29 protein-coding genes, 1 tRNA gene and 1 pseudogene are annotated in these 26,083 nt (G+C 59.2%); 20 read left to right on the top strand and 11 right to left on the bottom strand.

The window, feature by feature from the left end; all coding sequences use genetic code 11:
• Window positions 1-137: 137 nt before the first annotated feature.
• The 4 genes from ACR0NT_RS17880 to ettA form a co-directional block, all read right to left on the bottom strand.
• Window positions 138-344, bottom strand: a complete 207-nt coding sequence (locus tag ACR0NT_RS17880; RefSeq protein WP_170327110.1) for a cold-shock protein — start codon at window positions 342-344, stop codon at window positions 138-140.
• A gap of 276 nt (window positions 345-620) precedes the next feature.
• Window positions 621-1,331: a hypothetical protein gene (locus ACR0NT_RS17875; protein WP_170445974.1), complete on the bottom strand. Its 711-nt coding sequence runs from the start codon at window positions 1,329-1,331 to the stop codon at window positions 621-623.
• A 187-nt stretch (window positions 1,332-1,518) separates the two neighbouring features.
• On the bottom strand, window positions 1,519-2,265 hold the full coding sequence (locus ACR0NT_RS17870) for a hypothetical protein (RefSeq protein WP_170445971.1): 747 nt from the start codon (window positions 2,263-2,265) through the stop codon (window positions 1,519-1,521).
• Window positions 2,262-3,929 carry an energy-dependent translational throttle protein EttA gene (gene ettA / locus ACR0NT_RS17865; RefSeq protein ID WP_010442471.1) on the bottom strand — a complete coding sequence of 556 codons (1,668 nt, stop codon included), beginning with the start codon at window positions 3,927-3,929 and terminating at the stop codon, window positions 2,262-2,264. The genes ACR0NT_RS17870 and ettA overlap by 4 nt, the downstream gene beginning before the upstream one ends.
• Before the next feature lie 138 nt (window positions 3,930-4,067).
• Here ettA and ACR0NT_RS17860 point away from each other — a divergent pair, with 138 nt between their 5' ends.
• The 3 genes from ACR0NT_RS17860 (at window position 4,068) to dacB (ending at window position 6,736) form a co-directional block, all read left to right on the top strand.
• Window positions 4,068-4,538 (top strand): MOSC domain-containing protein, encoded by a 471-nt coding sequence (locus ACR0NT_RS17860; protein WP_170445968.1) that lies wholly within the window; start codon window positions 4,068-4,070, stop codon window positions 4,536-4,538.
• 32 nt (window positions 4,539-4,570) lie between these two features.
• Window positions 4,571-5,191 (top strand): nicotinate-nucleotide adenylyltransferase, encoded by a 621-nt coding sequence (locus tag ACR0NT_RS17855; protein WP_170445965.1) that lies wholly within the window; start codon window positions 4,571-4,573, stop codon window positions 5,189-5,191.
• 66 nt (window positions 5,192-5,257) lie between these two features.
• Window positions 5,258-6,736, top strand: coding sequence for a D-alanyl-D-alanine carboxypeptidase/D-alanyl-D-alanine endopeptidase (gene dacB, locus ACR0NT_RS17850; protein WP_170445962.1), 1,479 nt, complete (start codon window positions 5,258-5,260; stop codon window positions 6,734-6,736).
• Between the two features lie 2 nt (window positions 6,737-6,738).
• Here dacB and ACR0NT_RS17845 read toward each other — a convergent pair whose 3' ends face one another.
• Together ACR0NT_RS17845 and ACR0NT_RS17840 are read right to left on the bottom strand one after the other, a co-directional pair.
• The gene (locus ACR0NT_RS17845) at window positions 6,739-7,161 is read right to left on the bottom strand and encodes a tellurite resistance TerB family protein (RefSeq protein WP_170327101.1); all 423 of its coding nucleotides are present in this window, start codon (window positions 7,159-7,161) and stop codon (window positions 6,739-6,741) included.
• Between the two features lie 80 nt (window positions 7,162-7,241).
• The gene (locus tag ACR0NT_RS17840; protein WP_170445959.1) at window positions 7,242-7,700 is read right to left on the bottom strand and encodes an Lrp/AsnC family transcriptional regulator; all 459 of its coding nucleotides are present in this window, start codon (window positions 7,698-7,700) and stop codon (window positions 7,242-7,244) included.
• Between the two features lie 117 nt (window positions 7,701-7,817).
• Between ACR0NT_RS17840 and phhA the strand changes: the two genes are divergently transcribed.
• From phhA to ACR0NT_RS17815, 5 genes are all read left to right on the top strand, one after another.
• Window positions 7,818-8,618, top strand: coding sequence for a phenylalanine 4-monooxygenase (phhA, locus tag ACR0NT_RS17835; protein ID WP_170673427.1), 801 nt, complete (start codon window positions 7,818-7,820; stop codon window positions 8,616-8,618).
• Window positions 8,619-8,625: 7 nt separating this feature from the next.
• Window positions 8,626-8,979: a 4a-hydroxytetrahydrobiopterin dehydratase gene (locus tag ACR0NT_RS17830; RefSeq protein WP_170673424.1), complete on the top strand. Its 354-nt coding sequence runs from the start codon at window positions 8,626-8,628 to the stop codon at window positions 8,977-8,979.
• 120 nt (window positions 8,980-9,099) lie between these two features.
• Entirely contained in the window at window positions 9,100-10,674 is a 1,575-nt protein-coding gene (locus ACR0NT_RS17825) for a lysine--tRNA ligase (protein ID WP_170445952.1), read from the top strand.
• Between the two features lie 48 nt (window positions 10,675-10,722).
• Window positions 10,723-11,124 (top strand): DUF4864 domain-containing protein, encoded by a 402-nt coding sequence (locus ACR0NT_RS17820; RefSeq protein ID WP_170445949.1) that lies wholly within the window; start codon window positions 10,723-10,725, stop codon window positions 11,122-11,124.
• A gap of 142 nt (window positions 11,125-11,266) precedes the next feature.
• Complete coding sequence (locus tag ACR0NT_RS17815) at window positions 11,267-13,555, top strand: glycosyl hydrolase family 28-related protein (protein ID WP_170445946.1); 2,289 nt, start codon at window positions 11,267-11,269, stop codon at window positions 13,553-13,555.
• Between the two features lie 45 nt (window positions 13,556-13,600).
• Here ACR0NT_RS17815 and ACR0NT_RS17810 read toward each other — a convergent pair whose 3' ends face one another.
• Window positions 13,601-14,263: a hypothetical protein gene (locus tag ACR0NT_RS17810; protein ID WP_170445943.1), complete on the bottom strand. Its 663-nt coding sequence runs from the start codon at window positions 14,261-14,263 to the stop codon at window positions 13,601-13,603.
• A 145-nt stretch (window positions 14,264-14,408) separates the two neighbouring features.
• Here ACR0NT_RS17810 and ACR0NT_RS17805 point away from each other — a divergent pair, with 145 nt between their 5' ends.
• The gene (locus ACR0NT_RS17805; RefSeq protein ID WP_170327094.1) at window positions 14,409-14,735 is read left to right on the top strand and encodes an antibiotic biosynthesis monooxygenase family protein; all 327 of its coding nucleotides are present in this window, start codon (window positions 14,409-14,411) and stop codon (window positions 14,733-14,735) included.
• Window positions 14,736-14,800: 65 nt separating this feature from the next.
• On the top strand, window positions 14,801-15,208 hold the full coding sequence (locus ACR0NT_RS17800; RefSeq protein ID WP_170445940.1) for a universal stress protein: 408 nt from the start codon (window positions 14,801-14,803) through the stop codon (window positions 15,206-15,208).
• Here the strand turns inward: ACR0NT_RS17800 and ACR0NT_RS17795 are convergent.
• Window positions 15,193-15,696: a pyridoxamine 5'-phosphate oxidase family protein gene (locus tag ACR0NT_RS17795; protein ID WP_170673421.1), complete on the bottom strand. Its 504-nt coding sequence runs from the start codon at window positions 15,694-15,696 to the stop codon at window positions 15,193-15,195. The two genes, ACR0NT_RS17800 and ACR0NT_RS17795, sit on opposite strands and share 16 nt — an antisense overlap.
• Before the next feature lie 125 nt (window positions 15,697-15,821).
• Between ACR0NT_RS17795 and ACR0NT_RS17790 the strand changes: the two genes are divergently transcribed.
• The 3 genes and pseudogenes from ACR0NT_RS17790 (at window position 15,822) to ACR0NT_RS17780 (ending at window position 17,040) form a co-directional block, all read left to right on the top strand.
• Window positions 15,822-16,244, top strand: a complete 423-nt coding sequence (locus tag ACR0NT_RS17790) for an excalibur calcium-binding domain-containing protein (RefSeq protein WP_480443447.1) — start codon at window positions 15,822-15,824, stop codon at window positions 16,242-16,244.
• Between the two features lie 109 nt (window positions 16,245-16,353).
• Entirely contained in the window at window positions 16,354-16,647 is a 294-nt protein-coding gene (locus ACR0NT_RS17785) for a hypothetical protein (protein WP_170445934.1), read from the top strand.
• Between the two features lie 39 nt (window positions 16,648-16,686).
• Window positions 16,687-17,040: pseudogene (locus ACR0NT_RS17780) on the top strand (MmcQ/YjbR family DNA-binding protein).
• On the opposite strand, the gene ACR0NT_RS17775 reads toward ACR0NT_RS17780, so the two are convergent.
• The 3 genes from ACR0NT_RS17775 to uvrB form a co-directional block, all read right to left on the bottom strand.
• Window positions 17,037-17,744, bottom strand: coding sequence for an ORF6N domain-containing protein (locus ACR0NT_RS17775; protein ID WP_170445930.1), 708 nt, complete (start codon window positions 17,742-17,744; stop codon window positions 17,037-17,039). The pseudogene ACR0NT_RS17780 and the gene ACR0NT_RS17775 overlap by 4 nt on opposite strands.
• Before the next feature lie 198 nt (window positions 17,745-17,942).
• Window positions 17,943-18,578 carry a hypothetical protein gene (locus tag ACR0NT_RS17770; protein ID WP_170445928.1) on the bottom strand — a complete coding sequence of 212 codons (636 nt, stop codon included), beginning with the start codon at window positions 18,576-18,578 and terminating at the stop codon, window positions 17,943-17,945.
• A 95-nt stretch (window positions 18,579-18,673) separates the two neighbouring features.
• Window positions 18,674-20,860, bottom strand: coding sequence for an excinuclease ABC subunit UvrB (gene uvrB / locus ACR0NT_RS17765; protein ID WP_170445925.1), 2,187 nt, complete (start codon window positions 20,858-20,860; stop codon window positions 18,674-18,676).
• Window positions 20,861-21,013: 153 nt separating this feature from the next.
• On the opposite strand from uvrB, the gene ACR0NT_RS17760 reads away from it, so the two are divergent.
• From ACR0NT_RS17760 to ACR0NT_RS17730, 7 genes are all read left to right on the top strand, one after another.
• Complete coding sequence (locus ACR0NT_RS17760; protein WP_170445922.1) at window positions 21,014-21,325, top strand: ETC complex I subunit; 312 nt, start codon at window positions 21,014-21,016, stop codon at window positions 21,323-21,325.
• 1 nt (window position 21,326) lies between these two features.
• Window positions 21,327-21,803, top strand: a complete 477-nt coding sequence (locus ACR0NT_RS17755) for a GNAT family N-acetyltransferase (protein WP_170673419.1) — start codon at window positions 21,327-21,329, stop codon at window positions 21,801-21,803.
• Window positions 21,804-21,824: 21 nt separating this feature from the next.
• Window positions 21,825-21,901, top strand: a tRNA-Arg gene (locus ACR0NT_RS17750).
• A gap of 130 nt (window positions 21,902-22,031) precedes the next feature.
• Window positions 22,032-23,045 (top strand): inositol 2-dehydrogenase, encoded by a 1,014-nt coding sequence (iolG, locus tag ACR0NT_RS17745; protein WP_170673416.1) that lies wholly within the window; start codon window positions 22,032-22,034, stop codon window positions 23,043-23,045.
• 122 nt (window positions 23,046-23,167) lie between these two features.
• Complete coding sequence (locus tag ACR0NT_RS17740; RefSeq protein WP_170673414.1) at window positions 23,168-24,088, top strand: sugar ABC transporter substrate-binding protein; 921 nt, start codon at window positions 23,168-23,170, stop codon at window positions 24,086-24,088.
• Between the two features lie 66 nt (window positions 24,089-24,154).
• Window positions 24,155-25,261: an ABC transporter permease gene (locus tag ACR0NT_RS17735; protein ID WP_170673411.1), complete on the top strand. Its 1,107-nt coding sequence runs from the start codon at window positions 24,155-24,157 to the stop codon at window positions 25,259-25,261.
• Between the two features lies 1 nt (window position 25,262).
• The gene (locus ACR0NT_RS17730; protein ID WP_170673408.1) at window positions 25,263-26,081 is read left to right on the top strand and encodes an ATP-binding cassette domain-containing protein; all 819 of its coding nucleotides are present in this window, start codon (window positions 25,263-25,265) and stop codon (window positions 26,079-26,081) included.
• Window positions 26,082-26,083 lie beyond the last annotated feature (2 nt).

Genomic DNA, 26,083 nt, shown 5'->3' with positions numbered 1-26,083 from the left:
ACCGATCTGGTCAATCGTTGGAGAGAAGTAACCCTATTGTGATGTCGTAGTGGGGACACACAATCAGGCAGCAACACGAGCGCAAGCGTACACCCGGAAAAGAAAAAGGGCAGAGAATATTCTGCCCTTCCAATGTCTTATGCAAGTACGATATTGTCGGCGCTTTCGCGGCCGTCACGGCCGGCGCGCAGCTCGTACGTGACCTTCTGGTTGTCGGCCAGACCGGTCAGGCCCGAGCGTTCCACGGCCGAGATGTGAACGAAGATGTCTTTGCCGCCATCTTCGGGTGCGATAAAGCCGTAGCCTTTGGTGGTGTTGAACCATTTTACGGTGCCTGCGGGCATATCCGTTGTCTCCTGTTTAGTGCTGCCCACGGAGTTGCGGCAGCCTGGCGTCGTTGTCTGGATCGATAGACTGAGCGCCGTAGAAGGAGACAGTAGGTCGAAATAGAAAAACGTTAGCCCTTTAGATATGGCATCGGCAACGGCGCGGGGCAAGGGAGGAGTCCTGTTCTGCAAGAAACAAAACCCCCTGGAAATCCAAAGCAGGTGGCCAATCCGGCCTGCTGATGGTCGCCCGGCACGTTACGATAACCGGTCCGGGAAACCGGCAAATCCGGTTCAGATTTTGTACATTTCGCTTTCAGCAGGGAACATCATCCGGATCGCTTTCAGGCTTTTGTCGGAAAGGGCAATGGGCTTGTTCCCACCTTTGGCGTGATCTCCCGCCTCTGCCTGATTGATATGTGGAATAATGTTTCCGCGCTGTGAAAAAGCCGAAAACCAGGGTTTCGGCAGCCTGCCGGAAAGCCAGTCATTCAGCTCGTTTATGTTTTCGAGCCTAAACAGGTGATCGACGTGGTTAACGCCCGCGCGGTCAATGGAATAGGCCTCAAGGCTGAGGGGCGAAAGGTTTTGCGTGGAGATCCAACTGGGGGCCAGTTCCTTCCACCCATCCTTCATACCCAGCTTGCCATGCTGGACCCAGTCTTCGAACTCCATCGTCGTAGTTTCGTCCCAACCGGGCTCAAAGTTGTAGCGGCACTCGGCATCGGGTTTGAAATACCGGTAGCACGACCAAAGTAAATTAACCGGGTTTCTTGTCGTCATGAAGTACGAAAGCCCAGCGTGTTCGGGATAAAGCTCCGCCAGCTTTGCCTTGACGTATGGGGCGGTATCGTGGGGGTGAAAATGCTCGGACTCACGCGCGTAGTCGACAGCAAAATCTCCGGATTTTTTCGACAGGTGTCGCGTCAGATACTTGCGGACCGATGTAGAGCCACAGCGTGGCTTGGATATGAATACAAGCCCCTTTGAGAAAAGCACTCTCACCAAATTGATCCTTTGTCACTTGACGCCCGCATAAGGCGGTCCGGTGCCAGATTGAACCAGGTTCGACCGGTTGCCAAGTTGACCGGGTGATATTTGCGCATGTGGACGCTGGATGCGGACGGCCTGACCGGCTCGCCGCGTACACAGGTTTCGAAGGATTCCGTCGGGATTCACCCAAGGGCGTGGCTCAGTCGGTGGCGGGCAGTTTATTCACGACGCTGCTGTATTGGGCCGAGGCTATGAAGCATTCCGGCAATTGATCGATCACCTCATCAATCGGGTCATACAGCTGATCGGCGCTGGCCTTGAACTCTTCCGGGATGTCTTTCGGGGTCCGCTCGCGCCGTTTGGGCGGGGTGAAATCCAGCCCGGTAAACCGCGAAATTGTATCCTGATGGTCCCAAAGCGCGTCATAGCGAACGCACAGAACGGGGACATCTTCAAACGTGACCCATTCCCTGATCTGCCGTGCCTGCTGCAGCACATCGCGTTCGAACAACTCATCAAACGTGCCGGTGGCGTGCAGGTGATAGAAGTGTTGGTCGATCCAGTCTGCGCCGTATCTTTCCATTGCGGAATACACGGAGAACGCTGAATCCTTGGTCGGACCGAAACAAAAAACGACGCGGGTATTTTCGGGCCATGTGGACAGCGGCTGAGGAAAGTCGTGAGTCTTATACACGCACGGAGTGTAAAACTCGGTATCACTCAGCCGGGCTACAAAATCCACCCGCTTTGCCGATAGCGGATCGATCTCTTTCAACGTATCAGCAAGGGCCAGAAAGGTCAGCGTGCTGCCGGACCGGCCATTGCTTGCCACAATGACACAGTTTTTGGGTGCGTTTTGCGGAATCCGCTGCAAACGCCGAATAGCAACCCGCTTGCGGACGCTGCGCTTCCATTTGTCGATGCGTTTCTCGATAAAGCCGATCATCGTGCAAACTTTTTGTGCTTTAGGCGCTTGGGCTCCAGCGCGTCCGGTCCCAGACGACGCTTTTTGTCCTCTTCGTAATCTTCGAAGTTGCCTTCGAACCATTCCACGTGGGCATCGCCCTCGAAGGCCAGAATATGGGTGCAAATCCGGTCGAGGAAGAAACGGTCGTGCGAGATGACCACAGCGCAGCCGGCGAAATCAACCAGCGCGTCTTCCAGTGCGCGCAGGGTTTCGACGTCAAGGTCGTTGGTCGGTTCGTCGAGCAGCAGGACGTTGCCGCCCTCTTTCAACAGGCGGGCCATGTGGACGCGGTTGCGCTCACCACCGGATAGCAGCGAGACCTTTTTCTGCTGGTCGCCGCCCTTGAAATTGAAGGACGAGCAATAGGCGCGGGAATTGACCTGCGCGTCGCCCAGCTGGATGATCTCGGCGCCGCCGGTGATCGCCTCCCACACGGTGTCGTTGTCTTTCAGGTCGTCGCGGGACTGGTCGACATAGGACAGCTCGACCGTGTCTCCTAGCGTAATGGTGCCGCTGTCGGGCTGTTCCTGACCGGTGAGCATTTTGAACAGGGTCGATTTCCCGGCGCCGTTGGGGCCGATGACGCCGACGATGCCGCCGGGTGGCAGGGCAAAGTCCAGCCCTTCGATCAGTTGCTTGTCGCCCATGTGCTTAGACAGGCCCTCGACCTCGATCACCTTGCCGCCAAGGCGCTGGCCGTTGGGGATGACGATCTGGGCACGGGTCAGCTTTTCGCGTTCGGACTGCTCGGCCAGTTCGTTATAGGCGTTGATCCGGGCCTTGGATTTGGCCTGACGGGCCTTTTGACCCTGACGCATCCATTCCAACTCACGCTGCAGGGTTTTCTGCTTGGATTTGTCCTCGCGGGCTTCCTGCTCCAGCCGTTTGGCCTTTTGTTCCAGCCATGCAGAGTAGTTGCCCTCGTAAGGAATGCCGCGGCCACGGTCGAGCTCAAGAATCCAGCCGGTGATGTCATCCAGAAAATAGCGGTCGTGAGTGACGATCAGGATGGTGCCCTTGTAGTCGATCAGGTGCTGTTGCAGCCAGGCGATGGTTTCGGCGTCCAGGTGGTTGGTCGGTTCGTCGAGCAGCAGCATGTCGGGCGCTTCGAGCAGCAGCTTACAGAGCGCCACGCGGCGTTTCTCACCACCCGAGAGGTTGGCGATATTGGCATCGTCCGGTGGGCAGCGCAGCGCCTCCATCGAGACGTCGATCTGGCTGTCGAGGTCCCAGAGGTTCTCGGCATCGATCGCGTCCTGCAGGGTGGTCATCTCCTCCATCAGCTCGTCCGAGTAATTCTCGGCGATCTCCATGGCGATCTCGTTGAACCGGTCGACCTTGGCCTTTTTCGCGGCCACGCCCAGCATGACGTTTTCACGCACGGTCAGGGATTCATCCAGCTGCGGTTCCTGCGGCAGATAGCCGACCTTGGCGCCTTCGGCGGCCCAGGCCTCACCGGTGAAATCGGTGTCGAGGCCCGCCATGATCTTCATCAGGGTCGATTTACCCGCGCCGTTGACGCCGACGACACCGATTTTCACGCCGGGCAGAAAGCTCAGGTGGATGTTTTCAAAGCACTTCTTGCCACCGGGATAAGTCTTGGAGACACCCTGCATGTGGTAGACATATTGATAGGCGGCCATGTCGCGTCCTTTGGGTCGGGGAAATCAGGTTAAACCGCTAGATATCCAAGCCGGGCGGGCGGGGCAAGCTGGTGGTTTTGTGAATTTCGTATCGATGCGGCCTCGGTTAGATTGGCGCGGCTGAACGCGGGGGACGGTTTGTCGAAACTGGCAGAGTTGATAGCGGGCTGGACACGGCCCGGTCGGGTGGAATGGATTGGTCTTCGGCCGAGCCGCCGGGCGCAATTGGTTGCCGTGGACGCGGCTATGGTGACCGCCGATGGGCTTTCAGGTGACCGTGGCCGTGCGGGCAAGCGGGCGGTGACTCTGATCCAGCTAGAGCATCTTGCGGCGATTGGGTCATATCTGGGGCAGGGGCCGGTCGCACCGGACATCCTGCGGCGCAATCTGGTGGTTTCGGGGATCAATCTGGCCGCGCTCAAGGGGCGCGAGGTGCGGTTGGGTGAGGCTATTTTGCGCTTTACTGTCATTTGCGCGCCTTGCAGCCGGATGGAGGAGGCGTTGGGCAAAGGTGGCTATTCCGCCGTGCGCGGGCATGGCGGTTGGTGTGCCGAAGTGGTGCAGTCCGGGCGGGTTCAGCTGGGTGATCCTGTGCAACCTGTTGATTGACAAGCCGCTTGAGTTCTGAACATCAGCAGGGGATGTTGCGCAGCGTCCTTCCATATGCACGGCCGGGGCAGGTTGTCGGTCTGTTCGGCGGATCATTCGATCCGCCGCATCGGGGGCACGTGCACGTCACACTTGAGGCGATGAAGGCCTTCGGGCTGGATCGGGTGTGGTGGCTGGTATCGCCGGGCAACCCGCTGAAGGAACGTGGCCCCGCGCCGTTGCGTCGGCGGGTTCGGGCGGCGCAGGCTGTGATGCAGCATCCACGCGTTGAAGTAACGGATATCGAGGCGCTGACCGGAACGCGGGCGACGGCAGACACCTTGGTGGCGTTGCAGCGGCTTTACCCACAGGTGAAATTCGTCTGGCTGATGGGCGCCGACAACCTCGCGCAGTTCCACCGCTGGAAGGACTGGCGCCAGATCATGGATAGCGTGCCGGTCGGCGTGGTGGCGCGACCGGGGGACCGGATCTCGGCCCGTATGTCGCCTGCGGCACGGTTGTATGCGCGTTATCGCATCGACGGTCAGGCGCGGCATCTGTTGGGGAGGGCGCAGGCTCCGGCGTGGTGTTTCGTCAATGTGCCGATGGTCGATGTCAGCTCGACCGAGCTGCGCACGCGTGGCGAATGGGACGGCGGGGTGTTGCCTGAATAGCCACGATGGGCGCATAATCCCATTCAGTGGTTGTTTGCCTTTGATCTCTGGGATTTTAATTGACCCATGGTTGATCGTTTTTCACGTCGTTTGTTTCTTGCCGGGCTGGGGGCTTCGGTCGTTTCGGGCCCGGCTCTGGCCGATGCCCCTGTCCGATCCTTGCGGCCTCTGCTTCGGAAGGACCTGTCCGGAGGGGCCGAGCGGCTTGTCCGGGCTGCGGGATTGCGGGGCGAGGTGGTCTTTGCTGTCTCGGATGTGGAAACGGGTACTCAGCTTGAGGCGTTTGGCGGCGATCAAGGCTTGCCCCCTGCCAGTGTCGCCAAGGCGTTGACAGCGCTATATGCGCTGGACGTTCTGGGGGCGGATTACCGGTTTGAAACCGCATTGATCGCCGATGGCCTGATCGAGAATGGCGTTCTCAAGGGCGACCTGATCCTTGTGGGCGGCGGAGACCCTCTACTGGATACTGACGATCTGGCTGCAATGGCCGCCAATCTGCGCGAGGCCGGAATCACCGAGGTGCAGGGCGCGTTCAAGGTCTATGACGGGGCGCTGCCGTACGTGTTCAGCATTGACCCCGGGCAGCCCGATCATCTGGGATACAGCCCGGCCATCAGTGGCATCTCTCTGAACTTCAACCGCGTTCATTTCGAATGGAAGCGCGACGGCACTGGTTACGATGTGACCATGGACGCCCGCACGGCCCGCTACAGGCCGTCCGTGGATATGGCGTCGATGCAGGTCGAAAAGCGCAGTTTGCCGATCTACACCTATCAGCCAAGCGCCCGGCAGGATCGCTGGACGGTGGCCAAAGGCGCGCTGGGCAATGGAGGCGCGCGTTGGTTGCCGGTGCGTAAGCCTGCGCTTTATACGGGCGATGTGTTCCGCACCTTGGCGAGGGTGAATGGAATAGTTCTGGGCCGCGTGCAGATCACGCGCGAGGCTCCTCAGGGCTCAGTTCTGGTGGTGCATCAAAGCGATCCGTTGGAGAGTATCCTGCGGGGTATGCTGAAATACTCGACCAATATCACGGCTGAAATGGTTGGAATGGCGGCTTCGAAGGCACGGGGCGCTAAATTGCAGAGTCTGGCTGATTCCGCTGAGGAAATGAACCGCTGGGCCTATGAGGCCTACGGTGTGCGTGGCATCGCGATGGTGGATCACTCGGGGCTGGGCGATGCGTCACGCGTCGCGCCCGCAGATCTGGTGACAGCTTTGGTCAAGGCTCATAAAGACGGGGCACTTCAGCCGCTGCTCAAGAAATTCAAGCTTTTGGACAGTCAGGGGCGGCCGGTCAAGGATCATCCGATCAGAGTGGATGCCAAGACCGGCACGCTGAATTTCGTGTCCGGGCTGGGCGGGTTTATCACTGCGCCGGATGGATCAGAGCTGGCCTTTGCCATCTTCACCGCAGATGTCGACCACCGCGCGACTATCCCCCGCGCGTTGCGTGAACGCCCCGACGGTGCGCGCAGCTGGAACAACAGGTCGCGCAAGCTGCAGCGTGCTCTGATCGAACGCTGGGGGATGTTGGCGGGCAGCTGAGGTCAGGTGGTGTGACGCGCCCGTGCGCCACGCTCAATCGCGGCGGCGTGCAGCCGGTCGATATTCAGCTCGTACCGGATTTCTTCCAGCAAGCGCAGCTCGGTCTCGGCAAGCGACCCGTCCGCTGCGGCCACATCGCAGGCCAGCGCGTAGGCGGTTTCGTGCAACCGCTCGGGCAGGTTGTCGCGGATCAGGCCGAACAGGGCGTCCAGCCCGTCTTCCTGTTCGAACAGGTCGAACACGGTCTGCGACACACGACGGGTGCGGTCGATGTCATATTCCGCGAAAACCGGCAGCATGTTGACCGCGCCTTCGATCTTGACCAGCTCGGCGGTGCGGATGGTCTCATCCGAGGCAGAGACCGCAACCATGATCGCGACAAGGCAATCCTGTGGGGACATCGGGTGGGGTACTTGTTCGGTCATGGTGTAGTCCTGATTGGGCTTTCTGCGCCCGCACGATAGGAGGGCTGGCGCGCAGGTTCAACGGATTTTGCCGGATTGGGTCACAGAATGGGCAGCGGCCCTCGCGTTTTGGTCTGCCGCAGCACGAAATTGCTGCGGGTGTCACGCACCAAACCGGACTTCAGCAGCCGCTGCATGATGAAATGCTCAAGGTCTTCGGGCGTTTTGGCATAGACCTTCAGGATAAAGTCATGATCCCCGGTGATCGAGGCGCATTCGACGATCTGCGGTTCGGTTTCGACCAGCCGCAGGAATGCGGTGATGCTATCCTCTTGGTGGTCGCGCAGGGCGATGTGGACATAGGCGATGGCATCCAGCCCCACGGACTTGGCCCGCACCTGTGCGATATAGCCGGAGATCACGCCGGACGCCTCCAACTCGCGCACGCGCCGCCAGCATTGCGAGGCCGAAAGGCCGGTGCGGTCGGCAAGGTCCTGCATCGACAGGCGGCCATCGGTCTGCAGCTCTTGCAGAATGGCAATATCAGCAGGTTGAAGCATTTGTTTCACAATTGATGCCTTTGCGATATGTATTTGCCAAAATACCGATAAAATCACTGTTTACCAAACCAAAACCACCAGGAAGCGCGGCTATACTTTTCTCAAGGAGGAAAAGTGATGCCAAAATCGACCAAATACGTCGCCAAGGTGGCTGATGCGCGCGGCCATATTGCCTATACGTCCGAGGAAGACGCGGTTTGGGCCGATCTTTATGCCGCGCAAGAGAAGAATGTGCAGCGCTACATGGCCCGCGATTACCTTGCGGGGCTGGAGCGTCTTGAGCTGCCGAAAATCAGCGTGCCGTCCTGCGCCGATATCTCGGAGCGCCTGATGGACATGACCGGGTGGCGGGTGCAGCCGGTGCCTGCGCTGATCGGGTTCAAAACCTTCTTTGGCATGTTGGCAGACCGGGTCTTTCCCGCCGCATCCTTTATCCGCTCGCGCGAGGATTTCGATTACATCGAAGAGCCGGACATCTTTCATGAGATCTTCGGCCATACCCCTTTGCTGAGCGACCCGCGCTTTGCGGCCTTCAGTCATGCCATCGGCAAGGCCGGAGTGCAGGCGGGCGACAAGGATTATTCCTGGTTGATCCGGCTCTATTGGTTCTCGATCGAATTTGGCCTGCGCCGACAGGATGGAGAGATCAAGGCGCTGGGGTCCGGGCTTGCGTCCTCGCCAACCGAACTGGTCTATGCGGTGGAAAGCGACATTCCTGATCGCGATCCTTTCGATGTCCTGACGATCCTGCGCACGCCCTATCGGATCGACATGCACCAGATGGGCTATTTCGTGTTAAACTCGCCTGAGGAACTGTTCGCAGCTGCGGATCGTGATCTGCTTGCAGATGTGCGTCAGGCGCAGTCCCTTGGGTTGCTGCCGAACAAGTTCCCGGAAAAAGCAACCGCAGCGGAGTGAACGGATCATGACCACATCAGGACAAACCTGCAGCCTTTCGGACCGAACCTGCGTGCCCTGTTCCGGCGGTGTCCCGGCTTTGACGCGGGAGGAGGCAAACACGCATATGGCCGAGCTGTCCTCGGACTGGAAGCTGGATGCTGATGCAAAACAACTCAGCCGACACTACACGTTCAAGGGATTTGCCAAGGCGACTTACCTAGCCAATCTCTGCGCTTGGCTGGCCGACCAGCAGGGGCATCATCCGGATGTCAGCTTTGGTTGGGGCTATGTGGACGTCAAACTGACCACCCATGAAATCGGAGGCCTCAGCGAGAATGACTTCATCTGGGCTGCCAAACTGGACCAGCTGACTGCGTAAATCAGCAATCTCATCAGGAAAAAACCCGCAGTTTATTGACTCATGCTGCACCGGCACAATAGGAGGGGCCGGTCGGTCGCACAGGGCGACCGACGCTGTTTTCCCGATGGAGCAAATCTGATGTCTGAACTGCGTGAAACCGCGATGTCGTCCAAGGCCTGGCCTTTTGAAGAGGCGCGCCGGTTGCTCAAACGCTATCAGAAAGGCGCTCCGGAAAAGGGGTACGTGCTTTTTGAGACCGGCTATGGTCCCTCGGGTCTGCCGCATATCGGCACCTTTGGTGAGGTTGCGCGCACCACAATGGTAAAGCGCGCGTTCGAGGCATTGTCGGATATCCCGACCAAGCTGATCTGTTTCTCGGACGATCTGGACGGGATGCGCAAGGTGCCAAGCAACGTGCCGAACCCGGAAAAGCTGCAGGGCTATCTGCAGTGCCCGCTGACCTCGGTACCCGATCCGTTCGGCGAGTACCCCAGCTTTGGCGAGTATAACAACGCCATGCTGCGCCGGTTCCTCGATACCTTCGGGTTCGAGTATGAATTCTATTCGGCGCGCGACTTCTATCGCTCGGGTCAGTTCGACGAGATTCTGAAGCGCTCGGTTGAACGCTATGACGATATCATGGCCATTATGCTAAAAAGCCTGCGCGAAGAGCGCCAGCAGACCTATTCGATCTTCCTGCCGATTCATCCGGAAACCGGTCGGGTGCTGTATGTGCCTATGAAGAAGGTTTGCGCCGAAACCTATACCGTCACCTTCGATGATGAGGACGGCAAGGAATGGACGTTGCCCGTCACCGGCGGCAACGTCAAGCTGCAGTGGAAGCCGGATTTCGGCGCGCGCTGGGCCGCGCTGGGCGTTGACTTCGAGATGTATGGCAAGGAACACGCGACCAACGAGAAAATCTATGACGCGATCTGCCGTGCGCTGGGTGGCCGAGCGCCGGAACACTTCTCGTACGAGCTGTTCCTGGATGAGAATGGTCAGAAAATCTCGAAATCGTCCGGCAATGGCGTGTCGATTGACGAGTGGCTGACTTACGCACCGACCGAGTCGCTGGCGTATTTCATGTATCAAAAGCCCAAGACGGCCAAGCGGATGCATTTTGACGTGATCCCGAAAGCCTATGATGAGTATCACCAGCAGTTGCGGGCCTATCCGGGGCAGGACCTGAAGGCGCAGTTGAACAATCCGGTCTGGCACATCCACGGAGGCAATGTCCCCGAGTCCACGCTGATGGTGCCGTTTGCGATGCTGCTGAACCTGGCCTCGGTTTCGGGGGCCGAGGACAAAGAGGCATTGTGGGGCTTCATCCGCCGTTACGCGCCCGACGCCACGGCCGAAACGCATCCCGACCTGGATCAGGCGGCGGGCTTTGCCGTGCGCTACTTCAACGACTTCGTGAAACCGACCCGCCAGCACCGCGCGCCGACCGAACAGGAACGCGAGGCGCTGGAGGCGTTGAAAGCTGCGCTCGAGGCTTATGATGGCCCCGCTGAAGACGAAGCGTTGCAATCGGTGGTCTATTCCATCGGACGCGAGCGGTTCGACCCGATGCGCGGCTGGTTCACAGCGCTCTATGAGGTCCTGCTGGGGGCATCTCAAGGCCCGCGTTTTGGTGGTTTCATTGCACTCTACGGTGTGCCGGAAACCATCGCGCTGATCGACAAGGCACTGGCCGGAGAGCTGGTCTGATTTGACCTGATACCGCGTGGGGCTACCCTCTGATCAGGAGGTAGCCCCATGCGTCGTTATTTGCTTGCTGTATTCCTGAGCGTCGGACTGGCCTCGGGCGTATTTGCCCAGAGTGACGAGATTGAGGCCAATATCGCGGCGCAGATACAGGCTTTCAAGGCGGATGATTTCGCCACCGCTTTCACCTTTGCCAGCCCCAATATCCAACGCCTTTTCCAGACGCCCGAGAACTTTGGGGTGATGGTCAAACGCGGCTATCCGATGGTCTGGCGGCCTGCGGATGTGCGGTTTCTGGAACTGCGCGAAGTCGCCGGTTCACTGTGGCAGAAAGTCATGATCACCGATGGCGCGGGCCGGGTGCATATCCTCGACTATCAGATGGTGCCGCTTGAAAACGGCTGGAAGATCAACGGCGTGCAACTGCTGGGCAACGCTGATCCGGCCGCCTGACGCAACACCACCGTTACGGTGACATGAGCGGTAGTTAATTCCTTTTCGGTACTCAGGCTTTTGCGTTCGGGGCGCGCGATCCCGGGCACTGGGTTTATGCGCGTGGCGGGTCACCGCCAGCGCGATTGGGAAAGGGATTTCTATGAATAAGGCAATCACTGACGGCATCGTGTTCATGCCGCCTGCATTCGCAAACGGTCTGAATGTGTGGTCCAGCGGCGACGGCACACCTGGCTCGCCCACCTATGACGGATCGGGCACCGGTGCGTTTGTCCCGGCCGATGCGGATTTCGGCGGCTGCCTTGAAATCCTGAAGGTCAGCGCCACCCAACGTCTGCGCTATATGGGCCAAACGCCGCTATTGCCGGGGTGCTACCTGCAGATCAAGGCGCGGGTCAAAGCGATCAGCGGCCCGCTGCCCGAAGTGCGTATCGCGGGTTGGGCTGGCGGTGCTGGAGACGTGCAGGTCACTGGTGTGGTCGAGCAGGGCCCGGCGACGCAGCTTTCGGGCTATGGCACGGTGCATGAGATCACTGCCATTGTCGGCACCGGCCAGCGCCCCGGCGTGGATATGCCCTGGGGTGTGCAGACGCTGTACGGGCATTTCGGGCTGGATATCGATGGTGCAAACGGGGCCGTCATCCGGGTCGATGATATCGAGATCACGGATATCACCGGGGTGTTCCTGCGCAACCTGATCAGCCTTGTCGACGTGCGCGATTTCGGAGCTATCGGCGACGGCGTCGCGGACGACTCGGTGGCCTTCGAGGCGGCAGATCAGGCTGCGAACGGACGCACGGTTTTCGTGCCCGAAGGCACCTATCTGTTGGCACAGAACACGTCGATGGCATCCGAGATCGACTTTGAGGGCACGGTCACGATGCCCGACGACAAGATGCTGCTAATGACCAAAAATTTCGACCTGCCGACCTATATCAACGCCTTTGGCAATGAAACGCTGGCCTTCAAGAAAGCGTTTCAGGCACTGCTTAACAACTCGGATCACGAATCGCTTGATCTGGGGGGGCGTAAGATTTCGGTCAGTGAACCCCTCGACATGGCCGCCGCGGTGCCGAACCGGCAAAGCGGTTTCTCGACGCGCCGTGTAATCCGCAATGGCCAGTTCGACGTGCAAAGCAGTTCGGCCTGGGATACCGAGACGTTCACCTCAGTCGCGACCTATAACCCGAACGACCCCACCCGTCTGGTGAATGTGGCCAACGTGGCCAATATTCCGATCGGTGCATTGGTACAGGGCAGCGGGGTCGGGCGTGAAATCTATGTCCGTTCCAAAAACGAGGGTGCGGGTGAGATCACGCTGAACGCACCGTTGTTTGATGCGGCCGGCACGCAGACCTTCACCTTTCAATCTTTCAAGTACCTGCTGGATTTCAGCGGCTTCAGCACGCTGCGCAAATTTGGCATGGAAGAGATTGAGTTCCAGTGCAATGGCCGCAGCAGCGCGATCCGTCTGGCCCCCTCGGGCAGTACTTTCGCGGTGGCGAACAGTTTCATTAGCCGCCCCAAGGATCGGGGCATCACGTCGATCGGAACGGGGTGTCAGGGGATGCTGATCGATAACTGTCAGTTCCTGTCCACCGAAGAGTCCTTCAATGTGCAGGATCGAAAATCGATCGCTCTGAACTCTACCGCCAATGACGTCAAACTGCGCCACAACCGGGCGGTGCGGTTCCGGCACTTTGCCGTTTTGGGCGGCACCAACAACATGATCCTGGGCAATCACTTCTTCCAGGGCGACAGCATTCCGCAAGGTGTCCGCAGCGCCGGTCTGGTCATGATCGGCACCTATAACAGCTCGACCATCTCAGGGAACTACGTTGATAACTGCTCGATCCAGTGGACCAACGAACGGGATGCAAATCCGGTCTACACTGCCGGGTATTCGTTCAGTTCGATGGCCATCACCGACAATATCTTCTACTCCAGCGAAGTTGCGTCCTGGTTCACCTATCTTGTCATTCGGCCCTATGGTGCGGGGCATTTCCTGAATGGTGTCATCGTGACCGGGAACAAGTTCCGTTCATCAAGTGGTAATATCACCCGGGTGGAACGGGTGGACACCACCTATGCCGATCTGAACAAATACGCGCACCGGGGTGTGACGTTCGAGAACAATACCTTTCACGGGGTGGACCAGAAAGTGTCGAACCCTCTGCGGGTCAGGTATGCACAAGGTTCCGCATCGCAAGCCTGGACCGTCCAGACTTCGGGTCGGCTGCCGTTTGGCGGTCTTGCCCGCAGCTGTGATGCGGTCACGGTTCTGGGACCTTTGAGAACAACTTTCGGATCGCTGACCTTTGCCAACCCTTATGTCGAGCTGGAGCAGGGCGTATCGAATGACGCGATCAACCTGCGTTGGCCCGAGGCTCTGAGCGGTGAGGTTTCCGCGACCGTGCGAATGGAGCGCTGATATTTCGGCTGGCCGTCCCGTTGCGGGGCGGCCAGTTCGCGGCCTTCAAAACTCATTCCAAATCGCCAATTTCAACCCCGTATCGCTGCGCGCATCATCGCGTTCAAGGCCCAGCACCCACGTGGCCGAACTGTTCCTAGTCCGGATCATGACCGAGGGGCGGGCTCTCCAATACAACGAATGATCCGGGGTATAGGCCGTCTCAATCTGTATCAGCGGATTCAGCAGCCGATCCCCGGACAGACCTGCGGTGATATCCAGTTTGCGGTATAGGGCATCATGCGTGCGCAATTCCAAAGCGGTATCGATAGCCACCCAGCCATTCCCCCAGCCGGTCTGGAACCCATTGCCATAAGAGAGGGTCAGCTTATACATGGCCCAGGCGTCCCGGTGCCGATTATGGGCGCCCGCCCCGATCTCGGCCGCAAAACGTCCCCATTTGTCGAAATCGGCAACCGGAAGCCGCGCAAACATTAGTGCGTGGCCGTAAAGGTCTCGGTTCTCCTCGAAATCCAGCCCGATTGTAAGGTTCGGTCGGTATCCGAATTCCGCATAAAGCCCGGTTTTATAGTCATAAGAACCGCCGGAGTCCTTGAACGCGGTTACCGAGGCCGCGGTGAAGGCCGAACCCTTTTCCCGCAGCCATGCCCCCGACCACGCCGGTACCGCAGCAAGCAACAGAGACAAAAGAAGGACGATCCGGCACATGCGCGCAGAATCCGTCAGCATGGTTAACGGATGGTTAGTAATTTGTTCATTTTTTGAAAACCGACAAAGAGGTCTCACCCGCAAAGGAAACAAGAGACCTTTGCAATTCCTGTGTTAAGCTTGTGAAACGATAAGGAGAATCCAGATGCCGAAGATTTCCAAGAGCGCGAGCGTCCAGACAGTTATCACCACCTTTGAAATGACGCCGGGCACCTGCCACGATCTGTTGGAGGCGCTGACCGACGCCTATGCCGAGTTCATCTCGAAACAGCCGGGTTTCGTGTCGGCAGGGCTGCATGTGAACGATGCCCAGACCCGGATTGCCAATTATTCACAATGGGAACGCCGCGAGGATTTTCTGGCCATGCTGCGCACTCCGGAAATGCGCGACCGCAACCGCAAGATCAACGAGCTGTGCAAGAGCTTTGAGCCGGTGATGTATGACGTGGCCGAAACTTTTGGCAGTTCCTGATTTGGATCAAAGCCTTAACACCCAAATTCGCTCAAGGTGGGTGTAGGAAAGCGGAGGTGCGCGCCATGTATCGCAACATTCTTGTTCCCATTTCTTTCGATGCCGAACGGGATATTTCCGGCCCGTTGAAATTGGCCGGGATTTTGTCGGCACCGGACGCCCAGGTGACCTTGCTGCATGTGGTCGAGCACATACCGAACTACGCAATCTCCTACATGCCGCCCGAATACCTGACCGAAGCCCGCAGGGCGATTCAGACCGAACTGGATGAACTGGCAGCGAAACTGCCCAACGCGGTGGGCGTGGTGATCGAAGGGCATTCCGGGCGCACCATTCTGGACTGGGCGGAATCCCATAAACCGGACCTGATCATCATGGCATCGCATCGGCCGGGGATGCAGGATCTTCTGCTGGGCTCAACTGCGAACCATGTGGTCCGCCACGCCGCCTGCGCGGTTCACGTGGTGCGCTGACCGGGTGTAAGATCGGCCGGGGCAAGGCGCCACGCCTTGCCAAAGCCACCGTTCAGCAAAGCATCTGAAATCTCGAACCGGACAAAGCCGAAATCGGTGAAATCGACATAAAGCTTCGCTTTTGGGCGCAAGGCCAAGTACCGCGCGCGCAGGTGGCCGTGCTCTGCGCTGTCACGCGCGACGAACCGGGCCTCGGCGTGCAGGGTCAAACGCGGGTGGGTCAGCGGATCACCGGTCTCACCCGGCTCTCCTACCAACAGCGCGCAGGCCAGATTGGCGTGCAAAGCCCGCGTATGATCCGCCAGGGTCGAGATCAGGGTCACCAGACCGCCAGCCTCATCCGTTGCCAGCGAGATACGCGACACGGAAGGCACCGCCTTACCCGGCTGCAAAGTGGCGAGGGCGCCAAAGGTTGCACCCTCGATCAGGTCGCGGGCCAAACCGCGGGCCGTGTCATCGACCGGACGAAAAGGGTTGGCTTCAGTCATGGCTTATATGTCCCAGGGTGTCTGCAACGGGCCAAACATAGCTGCTTCACCGGCCCGGCGCGAGGCCTTGTTGCCGGTTGTGTCCGGGCCTCGGTTTCGCCACAAATCCGGGTTAGGGGAAGGATATGCCAGACAACACGCTCAAGCCCGAAACGGAACCGACAACGCCCAAGGTATCGAGGCGCCAGAAACGCGCGGACGCCTTGCGCAAACGCGCCCTGTCTCCGGTTCGGATATTGATCATGGTTCTCATGCTGCCATTGACGATCCTGAGTATTGTCGTGGCTGTTTACCTGCGCACATCCGACTTTGAGCGCGAACAGGCCCTGATCCATTTGATTGCCCTGGCGGGGTGTGACGCGGTTGAAACGGTCGTGCCGGGGCCGTTCTTGGCCGGAGGGCCGGGATACCACCCGCGCAACGATCCCGATGGCGATGGCGTTGCCTGCGAAACCATCGCGCCCACCCCGGTTTCCGGCGCGGTCCCGCAGCAGACCGGCACGCGCCCGTCGCGGACGGTCGGAACCGCCAAGTTCGTGCGGCCCTGATTGGCCCTTGCGCGGGTTCTGCGCGATTCACCGATGCTGTGTTACACTGCGCCGGACGTGCCGCTTAGGGCCGTCTTTGGGGGATTTCGCCCTGAAAGGGAGGAAAGAAATGTTTGCACGTATTACTCAGTTCAAAATGAAGCCCGGCATGCGGGATGCCGCCGAGGCGAAAATGAATGAGCTTAAAGATCAGATTATGGGCATGAACGGGATGCACAGCTTTACCAATGCCATGAACGAGGACGGCACCGGTTACGTTGTTGCGGTTGTCGAAAGCGAGGAGACATCGAACGCGAACGCGCCCAAAGTGGCCGAGTTGTGGGGGAATTTCGCGGAATTCCTCGAAGGCCCGCCATCCCCTGCCGGGTTTGACGTGGTCGTCCACTGGGATAAAGCCCTTTAAACGCTTGCATATTTCCGGGTGATCGCCGAGGTTCGGGCGATGACCCGCGACGAATTCAACACCTTCTGCGCCAGCCTCAAAGCCACCAGTCATGTGGTGCAATGGGGCAATGCGGATGTGTGGAAAGTGGGCGGCAAGGTCTTTGCGATCTGTGGCTGGAACGATGGCAAGGACGCCTTCACCTTCAAGGCCACCGATCTGGCGTTTGAGGTGCTGGGCGATGAGCCCGGCATCCGCCCAGCGCCCTATCTGGCGTCGCGCGGGATGAAATGACTGCAGGTCTATGAAGAACGCGGCATGTCCGACGCCTCACTACGCGAACATATCATGACGTCTTATGATCTGGTTGTGGCCAAGCTGACAAAGAAGATGCGGGCCGAGTTGGGTGTTTAACTCTTCATCGCCTGCAGCAGCTCCAGCAGGCCTTTGCGGTCGTCATCATCGGCGTAATCTCCGCTCGCCAGACGCTGGGCGATGTTCAGGCGCAGGCGTTCATGCTGAGTGCGGACCTCTTCGCCTGCGGTTTCCGCCAGGGTCTTCATGATCACCGCCACCGCCTGTTGCCGTTTGGTGGTGGGGTTGGCGATGTAGTCGACAAGGCTCTGCTGGCCCGAGTCCAGAATGTTCTCGGCCAGATCACGCAACTGCTCGCCATTGGGCAGCAGCGGGGTGGGGGCGTCCTCGGGCGGCAGGATTTCCGGCACGCTGCGCGGGGTTTCGGCCAGCGCGTTTGCGCCATCGACAAAGGCCTCGGTGATCATCCGGGTGATCCTGATCGCGCGCGGGTCCTTGAACAGGGCCGAGGCGATGGCCACGCCGTAGTCGGTATAGACCCAAGGATTGACCCGCCGCCCGCCGCGGCCTTTGGGTTTTGAGATCACATTCTGTGATTGCAAATCGGCGACCTCGGCATCGGTTAGCTGAAAGCGGTAGCCTTCGAACAGGTCCTTGTTGCGTGACACGGCCTGATTGAACGCGCTGACGGATTTTCCATAGAACTGCGCCAAATCCTCGGCCAGCACCACGCGGGCGCCCCGCACCCGGTGAATGGCGCTTTGGACCTCATGTGCGCTGGGCAGTTTCTTCGGGTTCGTCATGGCAACCGTTTGGAATCACAATTTGTGATTTCAAACGTGGAGGAGTGCGCGCCGGGCTGCAAGGTTGAAGTGTGCGACGTTGGATACGTCACCGAGCGAACAGATCACGTTGATTGCAGAGCCGGCCTCAGTTGCGCCCACCAAGAAAAACGATCGGCGCAGAGGCTTGGGCATGCGGGATACTAAACTCAAATACGGTCAATCACGCGAAAACGTAGTGAAAACCCTGCATTTCAACTTTTCCTCTGCATAGACTGCTTTTACCCAATCTGGCTTTTTCCTTTTCAGCGATTTCGCAAATGTCTCTTCGCAAAGTTTTATTGCGTTCCTTTCGGCCTCTTCGCGGCTTGATACCGCTGCTGAGTAGGCCCAGGTATGAATGCCGTTTGTCGCGAAAGATTGATAGCTACCCAAAGTACTGAGCAACCTCCCCTTGAGATAGTTGTAGGCTTCCGATCCGGTTTTGGACAGAGTCAACTCCTTGGAGTTTATGTCAAAACTTTTAGGTACAACAGAAAGGTACAGTACACAGTCTTCAGGCCTTTCAGCTTTGAAGCGGCAGGACCGCATCGCAACGCCCTGAGCTGTTTTCAAATCGTGGTATCCCCACGCGGCACCGTTAAAGTCATCGGTTTTCTTTGTTGTGTTGACTGCCACCGCACCAAAGAAATCTGCCTTTTGCGAGTGCCTAACATCCCTCTTTTGTGTTCCGCGCAGTTTGACATCCGAATGATAAATGAGAGTGCGCCCAGAGTAGTCAGTACGAGGCTCTTCAGACCATGCAGGTGCGACAGAAGTCACAAGGACAGTGAAAATCGAAACAAGAAATCGCATAGGCCGCCTTTTGCTTTTAACGGTAATAGTCAGAGTGGATATTTCTATAAGTTGTTTGCCGAGGTTGTCTCAATAGCAAAAATTATCTTGGGTTTTCACCGCTTCCTCCGCTTCACATTCCCACCGCGCTGCCCCGGCCTGCCGGCCGTTGACCGCCCGCGCGATTTCACCGCGTCTTCCGAGGCTTTCTCGACCGCCCATTGCCGCGCCATAGGGTCGTCGGCCACAGCCAGATCGACCGCTTCCAGACGTTTGATTTCATCCCGGATATTGGCGGCCTCTTCGAATTCCAGGTTTTCGGCGGCCTTGCGCATCTGCTCGCGCAACCCGTCCAGATGGGCCTCCAAATTCGCGCCGTGCATCGGTTTGTCGATGGTGGCGGTGACGCGGTTCATGTCGACATCGCCTTCGTAAAGACCGGCCAGAACGTCCTCGACATTCTTCTTCACCGTCTCGGGGGTGATGCCGTGTTCCTCGTTATAGGCGAGTTGCTTGGCGCGGCGGCGGTTGGTTTCCTCCAGCGCGCGTTCCATGCTGCCGGTGATCTTGTCGGCATACATGATCACGCGGCCATCCGCGTTCCGCGCGGCGCGGCCGATGGTCTGGATCAGCGAGGTTTCCGAGCGCAGGAAACCTTCCTTGTCCGCGTCCAGAATAGCGACCAGCCCGCATTCGGGGATGTCGAGTCCCTCTCGCAGCAGGTTGATGCCGACCAGTACGTCGAAGGCGCCTAGGCGCAGGTCGCGCAGGATTTCGATGCGTTCCAGCGTGTCGATATCCGAGTGCATGTAGCGGACCTTGATACCTTGTTCGTGCAGGTATTCGGTCAGGTCCTCAGCCATGCGTTTGGTCAGTGTCGTGACCAGCGTGCGGAAGCCGTTCGCGGCGACTTTGCGCACCTCGTCCAGCAGGTCGTCCACCTGCATCGAGACAGGGCGGATTTCGACCTCGGGGTCCAAGAGGCCCGTGGGGCGGATCACCTGTTCGGTGAAAACGCCGCCGGTCTGTTCGATCTCCCATTTGGCCGGGGTGGCCGAGACAAAGACGGATTGCGGGCGCATGGCGTCCCATTCCTCGAACTTGAGGGGTCGGTTGTCCATGCAGGACGGCAGGCGGAACCCGTGCTCGGCCAGCGTGAACTTGCGCCGGTAGTCGCCCCTGTACATGCCGCCGATCTGCGGTACGCTGACGTGGGATTCGTCGGCGAAGACAATCGCGTTGTCTGGGATGAATTCGAACAGGGTTGGGGGAGGCTCACCCGGTGCGCGGCCGGTCAGATAACGCGAGTAGTTCTCGATCCCGTTGCAGACGCCGGTGGCCTCGAGCATTTCCAGATCGAAGTTGGTGCGCTGTTCCAAGCGCTGCGCCTCCAGCAGTTTGCCCTCGCCCACCAGTTGGTCCAGCCTTATTCGCAACTCCTTTTTGATCCCGATGATCGCCTGCTGCATCGTGGGTTTCGGCGTCACATAGTGCGAGTTCGCATAGACCCGGATCTGCTCCATCGTATCGGTTTTCTCACCGGTCAGCGGGTCGAATTCGGTGATTTGCTCCAGCTCTTCGCCGAAGAAGGACAGCTTCCAGGCGCGGTCCTCAAGGTGGGCGGGCCAGATTTCCAGGGAATCGCCCCGCACCCGGAAGGACCCGCGCTGAAACGCCTGATCGTTGCGGCGGTATTGCTGGGCGACCAGATCGGCCATCACCTGCCGTTGATCGTATTCGTGGCCAACCTTCAGGTCCTGCGTCATCGCGCCATAGGTCTCGACCGAGCCGATGCCGTAGATGCACGAAACCGAGGCGACGATGATTACGTCATCACGTTCCAACAGCGCCCGCGTGGCCGAGTGGCGCATCCGGTCAATCTGTTCGTTGATCTGGGATTCTTTCTCGATATAGGTGTCGCTGCGCGGCACATAGGCCTCGGGCTGGTAATAGTCGTAGTAGGAGACGAAGTACTCGACCGAGTTTTCGGGGAAGAAGCCCTTGAACTCACCATATAGCTGCGCCGCCAATGTCTTGTTGGGGGCCAGAATGATGGCAGGGCGCTGGGTTTCCTCGATCACCTTGGCCATGGTGAAGGTCTTGCCCGTCCCGGTCGCACCCAGCAGAACCTGATCGCGCTCGCCGTCCGACACGCCTCCGGCCAGTTCCTTGATCGCGGTTGGCTGGTCGCCCGCGGGGGAAAACTCGGTATGCATGACGAATGCCTTGCCGCCTTCCAGTTTCAGGCGGGCGCGCACGTCGTCGGCGGTCAGCTGTGTCTTGTCGGAATGAGCGTAAGCCATCAGGGGAGATTCCTTTCGCGCCTGATTTTGATCTGTTTTTGTTCTTGTTCAAGGGGGCATTTCCAAACCCTTGAATTGCGACAATTGCGGACTTGTCCATGCCACGCGTCTGGCGCATAAACATCCCCAGCCAAGTGAGTACGGAGAGGCGACATGCGCGCACGGATTTACCAGCCTGCAAGGAATGCGATGACCTCGGGGATGGCCAAGACCCGCAAGTGGGTTCTGGAATACGCCCCCGCGTCTGCGCGTGAGGTTGATCCGCTGATGGGCTGGACCTCGTCCAACGATACGCAGACCCAGGTGCGGCTGAAGTTCGACACCAAGGAAGAGGCGCTGGATTACGCCAAGGACAACGGGATCGACGCGCAGGTCAGCGAGCCGCACAAGCGTAAACCCAATTTGCGCGCCCGTGGCTATGGCGAAAACTTCGCCACCGACCGGCGTGCGCCCTGGACCCACTGAATTGATCGACATCCGCGAGGCTGATCCGACATCGGACGCGCTGCGCCCGGTGGTCGAGGCGCATTTTGCCCATAGCGAAACCGCTGGCCCCGCGGAAAGCAATCACACCATGGATGCCAAGGCGCTGGCCGGGCCGGAGATTCGATTCTGGGCCATGTATGACGCGGGTCAGCCTGTCGGGTGTGGTGCGCTCAAGGCGCTGCCGGATGGCACGGCCGAGGTGAAATCGGTGCATATTCTGGAGCAGGCGCGCGGGCGTGGTCTGGCGCGCAAGATGATGATCCATCTGGCAGATCTGGCCCGAACCGACGGGATTTCAGCCTTGGTTCTGGAAACCGGCGCGGCGCATCTGCCGGAATATGACGCGGCCCGCAAACTCTATGAGGCGCTGGGATATTCCTATTGCGGGCCGATCTACGGATACGAGGCCGACCCAAACAGCGCCTTCATGCGCTTGGGTCTTGAACCCCGCCCGTAAAAACCGCAAGAAGGGCGCAGCGGTCCCGTAGCTCAACTGGATAGAGCAGCTGACTTCTAATCAGCAGGTTGAGGGTTCGAGTCCTTCCGGGATCGCCAGTCATCTTTTTCACAGCCCGCCACGACACCGTGCAATTTTGCGTTGTGGCATCGTCGCGTCCAAAAAAATATTGCAACCGGTTGCAAAAAGAAACATTGTATCGCCAAATTAGAGATTCGGGAGAACCGTATGCTGAGAATCGGATTGCTTGGCGCCGGGCGCATTGGTCGGGTACATGCACAGGCCATTGCCGCGCATCCTCAAAGTCAGCTTTACGCGGTTTCCGACGCGATTTCCGATGCGGCTGAAAGCCTTGCTGCGGAGCAGGGAGCAGCGGTCCGCGAGTCCCACGACATCATTGCCGACCCGTCTATCGATGCGGTGCTGATCGCGACGCCGACGGATACCCATTCTGACCTGATCGAGGCCGCCACGCAGGCCGGCAAGGCGGTTCTGTGCGAAAAACCCGTTGACCTCAGCCTTGAGCGCGCGCTGGCGTGTCAGGCGGTTGCAGCGGAAACTGGTCGCCCGGTCATGGTCGGGTTCAACCGCCGGTTTGACCCCAGCTTCTCGACCCTGAAATCGGCCGCCGATCAGGGTGAGATCGGTACGACCGAGATGCTGTCGATCACCTCTTTCGACCCGGCCCCGCCGCCGATCAGTTATGTCAAGGTTTCCGGCGGTCTGTTCCGGGACATGATGATCCATGATTTCGACATGGCGAATTACCTGATGGGCCAGCTGCCGGAACGGATTACTGCTGTCGGGTCTTCGATTGTCGACCCCGAGATCGGGCGCGCAGGGGATGTGGATACCGCTGTGGTCACAATGACTTATACCGATGGCAAGATCGTGGTGATCAAGAACTCGCGGCGGGCGGTCTACGGCTATGACCAGCGGATCGAGATGCTGGGCTCTGGCGGGTTGCTGCAAGCCCATAACGTTCTGGAGAACGCCGTCGTCAAATCGACCGCCGATGGTGTCACCGGCGCCAAGCCGACTTATTTTTTCCTAGAACGCTACATGCCCGCCTATCGCGCGGAATGGGACGCGTTTGTTCAGGCCGTGCTGACCGGATCATCGATGCCGGTGACGCTGGAGGATGGCGTTGCCGCGCTGGCAATGGCCGAGGCCGCGACCCGTTCGGCGCAGACCGGGCAACCGGTCGCAATGGCTGACGTTTTGAAACCGGTTGCAAAATGAGCTGATATCCGGAAACTGGAGGCAGCTCCGCCAAAGCCCGGAGCGGAAGAGATTCGGTCAATCCGAATGATTGGGGCTGACGCCCCGGCATAAGACAGACTGTTTTTATGGGAGGAAACCAAATGAACAAGTTCGTTAAAGGCGCGCTGGCTGCCGGTGCTCTGGCCTTGGCTGCACCTGCATTTGCACAGGAAATCGTGGTTGTGTCGCACGGTCAGGCGAATGACGCGTTCTGGAACGTCGTCAAGAACGGCGTCGAACAGGCGGGCAAGGATGTCGGCGTCAACGTGGAATACCGCGCGCCCGAAACTTTCGATATGGTGGCCATGTCGCAGCTGATCGACGCCGCCGTCAACCAGGAGCCTGACGGGTTGATCGTTTCGATCCCCGACGCGGACGCGCTTGGCCCGTCGATCGAACGCGCGGTTGCGGCCGGTATCCCGGTGATCTCGATCAACTCGGGCGCCGAAGTTGCAAAAGCCCTGGGTGCCCTGCTGCATGTCGGTCAGGATGAGTACGATGCCGGCAAGGCCGCAGGCGAAGCGTTGGCGTCGATGGGCGGCAGCAACGCGATCTGTGTGAACCACGAAGTGGGCAACGTGTCGCTGGACCTGCGCTGCGAGGGCTTTGCCGAGGGCTTTGGTGGCAATGTCACCGTTCTGCCGACCTCGAACGATCCGTCCGAGATCGAATCGAAAGTGGCCGCTGCGCTGGCCGCAGATGAAAGCGTCGACACCGTCATGGCGCTGGGTGCCAGCTCGGCGGGTGAGCCTGCCGTGGCGGCTGCCAAGGCCTCGGGGCGGGACGTGAACGTTGCCTCGTTCGACCTGTCGGCCAACTTCCTGCAGTCGGTTGTTGATGGCGATGCTGCCTTTGCCATCGATCAGCAGCAATACCTGCAGGGCTATCTTGCGGTGAACTTCATGGGTCTGCACGCCAAATACGGTCTGATGCCGGGCGGCGATGTGCCCTCGGGTCCGAACCTGGTGACCGCCGAAAAGGCTGGTCAAGTGATCGAACTGTCGTCGCAGGGCATCCGCTAAGCCTACCGGACTCTGACAATAGAAGCGGCGCCCATCGCGCCGTTTCCATCGAATTGGGAGGAAAACATGAGCCAGTCAGCGCCCGTCGCAGCCGACGAAAGGGTCAAGAACGAACCGTTTCTGACCAAGTTAATGAAACGCCCGGAACTTGGCGCCATGGCCGGTGTCATTCTGGTGTTCATCTTCTTCGCGATCACCGCCGACAGCTCGATGTTCACCCTGGCCGGGGTCATGAACTTCATGACGCCTGCGGCCCAGTTGGGTATCCTGGCCATCGGCGCGGCATTGCTGATGATTGGCGGGGAATTCGACCTGTCGATCGGTTCGATGGTTGCCTTTTCCGGCCTGTTCTTCGGTGTCTGCGTGGTCACCTGGCAGCTGCCGCTGATTGCCGCGATCCCGATGACGTTTGTTTTTGCGGCCATGGTCGGCGCGATCAACGGCAATATCGTGATCCGCTCGGGCCTGCCGTCCTTTATCGTGACGCTGGCGTTTCTGTTCATCCTGCGGGGGCTGTCTCTGGTCGGGCTGAAAATGGCCACCGGAGGGTCGACCCAGCTGCGCGGCGTGCGTGACGCAACCGAAAATGACTGGCTGGCCCCGTTTTTCTCGGGTGAGGCCTTTGGAAGCCTGTTCGCCTGGCTGGCCGAGAAGGGCGTGATCGATACATTCAAGAGCGGTGCCCCAAAAGTGCCGGGTATCCCGGTCGAAATCCTGTGGTTCATCGTGATGGCGCTGGCCGCGACCTATGTGCTGCTGCGCACCCCGGCGGGGAACTGGATTTTCGCGTCGGGTGGCGACAAGACTGCGGCGTCCAACTCGGGTGTGCCGGTGAATCGCGTCAAGGTTTCGCTGTTCATGCTGACGGCCTGCTGCGCCGCGCTGGTGGCAATCATCACCGTGATGGATGCCGGCTCGACCGATGCGCGCCGTGGCTTCCAGAAGGAGTTTGAGGCAATCATCGCGGCCGTGATCGGGGGCTGTCTGCTGACCGGCGGCTATGGCTCGGCCATCGGGGCGTTCTTCGGCTCGATCATCTTTGGCATGGTTGTCATCGGCCTGACCTATACCGACTTTGATCAGGACTGGTTCCAGGTCTTTCTGGGCGCCATGCTGCTGATCGCCGTCCTGTTCAACAACGCGATCCGTAAACGCGTAACCGGGGAGCGCTGATATGACCGAAGATACCAAGTTTCACCACGGCGATGCGACCGATGCGGCGCCTATCGTTGAAATGAAAGACATCGAAAAGCACTTTGGCAACATCATCGCTCTGGCCGGTGTCAGCTTTGACGTCAAACCGGGTGAGTGTCATTGCTTGCTGGGCGACAACGGTGCGGGCAAGTCAACCTTCATCAAGACCATGTCCGGGGTGCACAAACCCACAAAGGGCGAGATCTATTTCGAAGGCAAACCACTGCATTTCGACACCCCACGTGATGCGATGGAGGCGGGCATTGCGACCGTTTTCCAGGACCTTGCGATGATCCCGCTGATGAGCGTGACGCGCAACTTTTTCATGGGGCGCGAGCCGACCAAGGGGAAGGGGTTGCTGAAACGCTTTGACGTGGACACCGCCAACGACGTCTGCATGGAAGAGATGCGCAAGATGGGCATCAACCTGCGCGGGCCGGATCAGGCCGTCGGCACGCTTTCCGGTGGCGAGCGGCAGACCGTCGCGATTGCGCGCGCGGTTTATTTTGGTGCCAAAATCCTGATCCTGGACGAACCGACCTCGGCTCTGGGTGTGCGCCAGACGTCGAATGTTCTGGCGACCATTGACCGAGTGCGCAGCCAGGGCGTGGGCGTTGTCTTCATCAGCCACAACGTGCGCCATGCGCTGGCGGTGGGCGACCGGTTTACCGTGCTGAACCGGGGCAAGACATTGGGTACTGCGAAACGCGGCGAGATCACGCCTGAACAGTTGCAGGACCTCATGGCCGGCGGTCAGGAAATGGCCGAGCTGGAGGGCTCGCTGGGTGGAACGGTTTAACA

It is taken from the genome of Ruegeria sp. AB10, from assembly GCF_056542745.1.
The sequence above is the reverse complement of the archived record's forward strand: the minus strand, read 5'-3'. Positions and strand labels throughout refer to the sequence as shown.

Excerpts from the sequence above, each read along its gene's own strand:
- ACR0NT_RS17760 (WP_170445922.1), top strand. The coding sequence starts at position 21,014 with ATGCGCGCACGGATTTACCAGCCTGCAAGGAATGCGATGACCTCGGGG.
- ACR0NT_RS17815 (WP_170445946.1), top strand. The coding sequence starts at position 11,267 with ATGAATAAGGCAATCACTGACGGCATCGTGTTCATGCCGCCTGCATTC.
- ACR0NT_RS17830 (WP_170673424.1), top strand. The coding sequence starts at position 8,626 with ATGACCACATCAGGACAAACCTGCAGCCTTTCGGACCGAACCTGCGTG.
- ACR0NT_RS17775 (WP_170445930.1), bottom strand. The coding sequence starts at position 17,744 with ATGACGAACCCGAAGAAACTGCCCAGCGCACATGAGGTCCAAAGCGCC.
- ACR0NT_RS17790 (WP_480443447.1), top strand. The coding sequence starts at position 15,822 with ATGCCAGACAACACGCTCAAGCCCGAAACGGAACCGACAACGCCCAAG.
- ACR0NT_RS17840 (WP_170445959.1), bottom strand. The coding sequence starts at position 7,700 with ATGCTTCAACCTGCTGATATTGCCATTCTGCAAGAGCTGCAGACCGAT.
- ACR0NT_RS17825 (WP_170445952.1), top strand. The coding sequence starts at position 9,100 with ATGTCTGAACTGCGTGAAACCGCGATGTCGTCCAAGGCCTGGCCTTTT.
- dacB (WP_170445962.1), top strand. The coding sequence starts at position 5,258 with ATGGTTGATCGTTTTTCACGTCGTTTGTTTCTTGCCGGGCTGGGGGCT.
- phhA (WP_170673427.1), top strand. The coding sequence starts at position 7,818 with ATGCCAAAATCGACCAAATACGTCGCCAAGGTGGCTGATGCGCGCGGC.
- ACR0NT_RS17880 (WP_170327110.1), bottom strand. The coding sequence starts at position 344 with ATGCCCGCAGGCACCGTAAAATGGTTCAACACCACCAAAGGCTACGGC.
- ACR0NT_RS17730 (WP_170673408.1), top strand. The coding sequence starts at position 25,263 with ATGACCGAAGATACCAAGTTTCACCACGGCGATGCGACCGATGCGGCG.
- ACR0NT_RS17845 (WP_170327101.1), bottom strand. The coding sequence starts at position 7,161 with ATGACCGAACAAGTACCCCACCCGATGTCCCCACAGGATTGCCTTGTC.
- ACR0NT_RS17740 (WP_170673414.1), top strand. The coding sequence starts at position 23,168 with ATGAACAAGTTCGTTAAAGGCGCGCTGGCTGCCGGTGCTCTGGCCTTG.
- ACR0NT_RS17795 (WP_170673421.1), bottom strand. The coding sequence starts at position 15,696 with ATGACTGAAGCCAACCCTTTTCGTCCGGTCGATGACACGGCCCGCGGT.
- iolG (WP_170673416.1), top strand. The coding sequence starts at position 22,032 with ATGCTGAGAATCGGATTGCTTGGCGCCGGGCGCATTGGTCGGGTACAT.
- ACR0NT_RS17805 (WP_170327094.1), top strand. The coding sequence starts at position 14,409 with ATGCCGAAGATTTCCAAGAGCGCGAGCGTCCAGACAGTTATCACCACC.
- ACR0NT_RS17735 (WP_170673411.1), top strand. The coding sequence starts at position 24,155 with ATGAGCCAGTCAGCGCCCGTCGCAGCCGACGAAAGGGTCAAGAACGAA.
- uvrB (WP_170445925.1), bottom strand. The coding sequence starts at position 20,860 with ATGGCTTACGCTCATTCCGACAAGACACAGCTGACCGCCGACGACGTG.
- ACR0NT_RS17785 (WP_170445934.1), top strand. The coding sequence starts at position 16,354 with ATGTTTGCACGTATTACTCAGTTCAAAATGAAGCCCGGCATGCGGGAT.
- ACR0NT_RS17820 (WP_170445949.1), top strand. The coding sequence starts at position 10,723 with ATGCGTCGTTATTTGCTTGCTGTATTCCTGAGCGTCGGACTGGCCTCG.
- ACR0NT_RS17770 (WP_170445928.1), bottom strand. The coding sequence starts at position 18,578 with ATGCGATTTCTTGTTTCGATTTTCACTGTCCTTGTGACTTCTGTCGCA.
- ACR0NT_RS17855 (WP_170445965.1), top strand. The coding sequence starts at position 4,571 with ATGTTGCGCAGCGTCCTTCCATATGCACGGCCGGGGCAGGTTGTCGGT.
- ettA (WP_010442471.1), bottom strand. The coding sequence starts at position 3,929 with ATGGCCGCCTATCAATATGTCTACCACATGCAGGGTGTCTCCAAGACT.
- ACR0NT_RS17870 (WP_170445971.1), bottom strand. The coding sequence starts at position 2,265 with ATGATCGGCTTTATCGAGAAACGCATCGACAAATGGAAGCGCAGCGTC.
- ACR0NT_RS17800 (WP_170445940.1), top strand. The coding sequence starts at position 14,801 with ATGTATCGCAACATTCTTGTTCCCATTTCTTTCGATGCCGAACGGGAT.
- ACR0NT_RS17810 (WP_170445943.1), bottom strand. The coding sequence starts at position 14,263 with ATGTGCCGGATCGTCCTTCTTTTGTCTCTGTTGCTTGCTGCGGTACCG.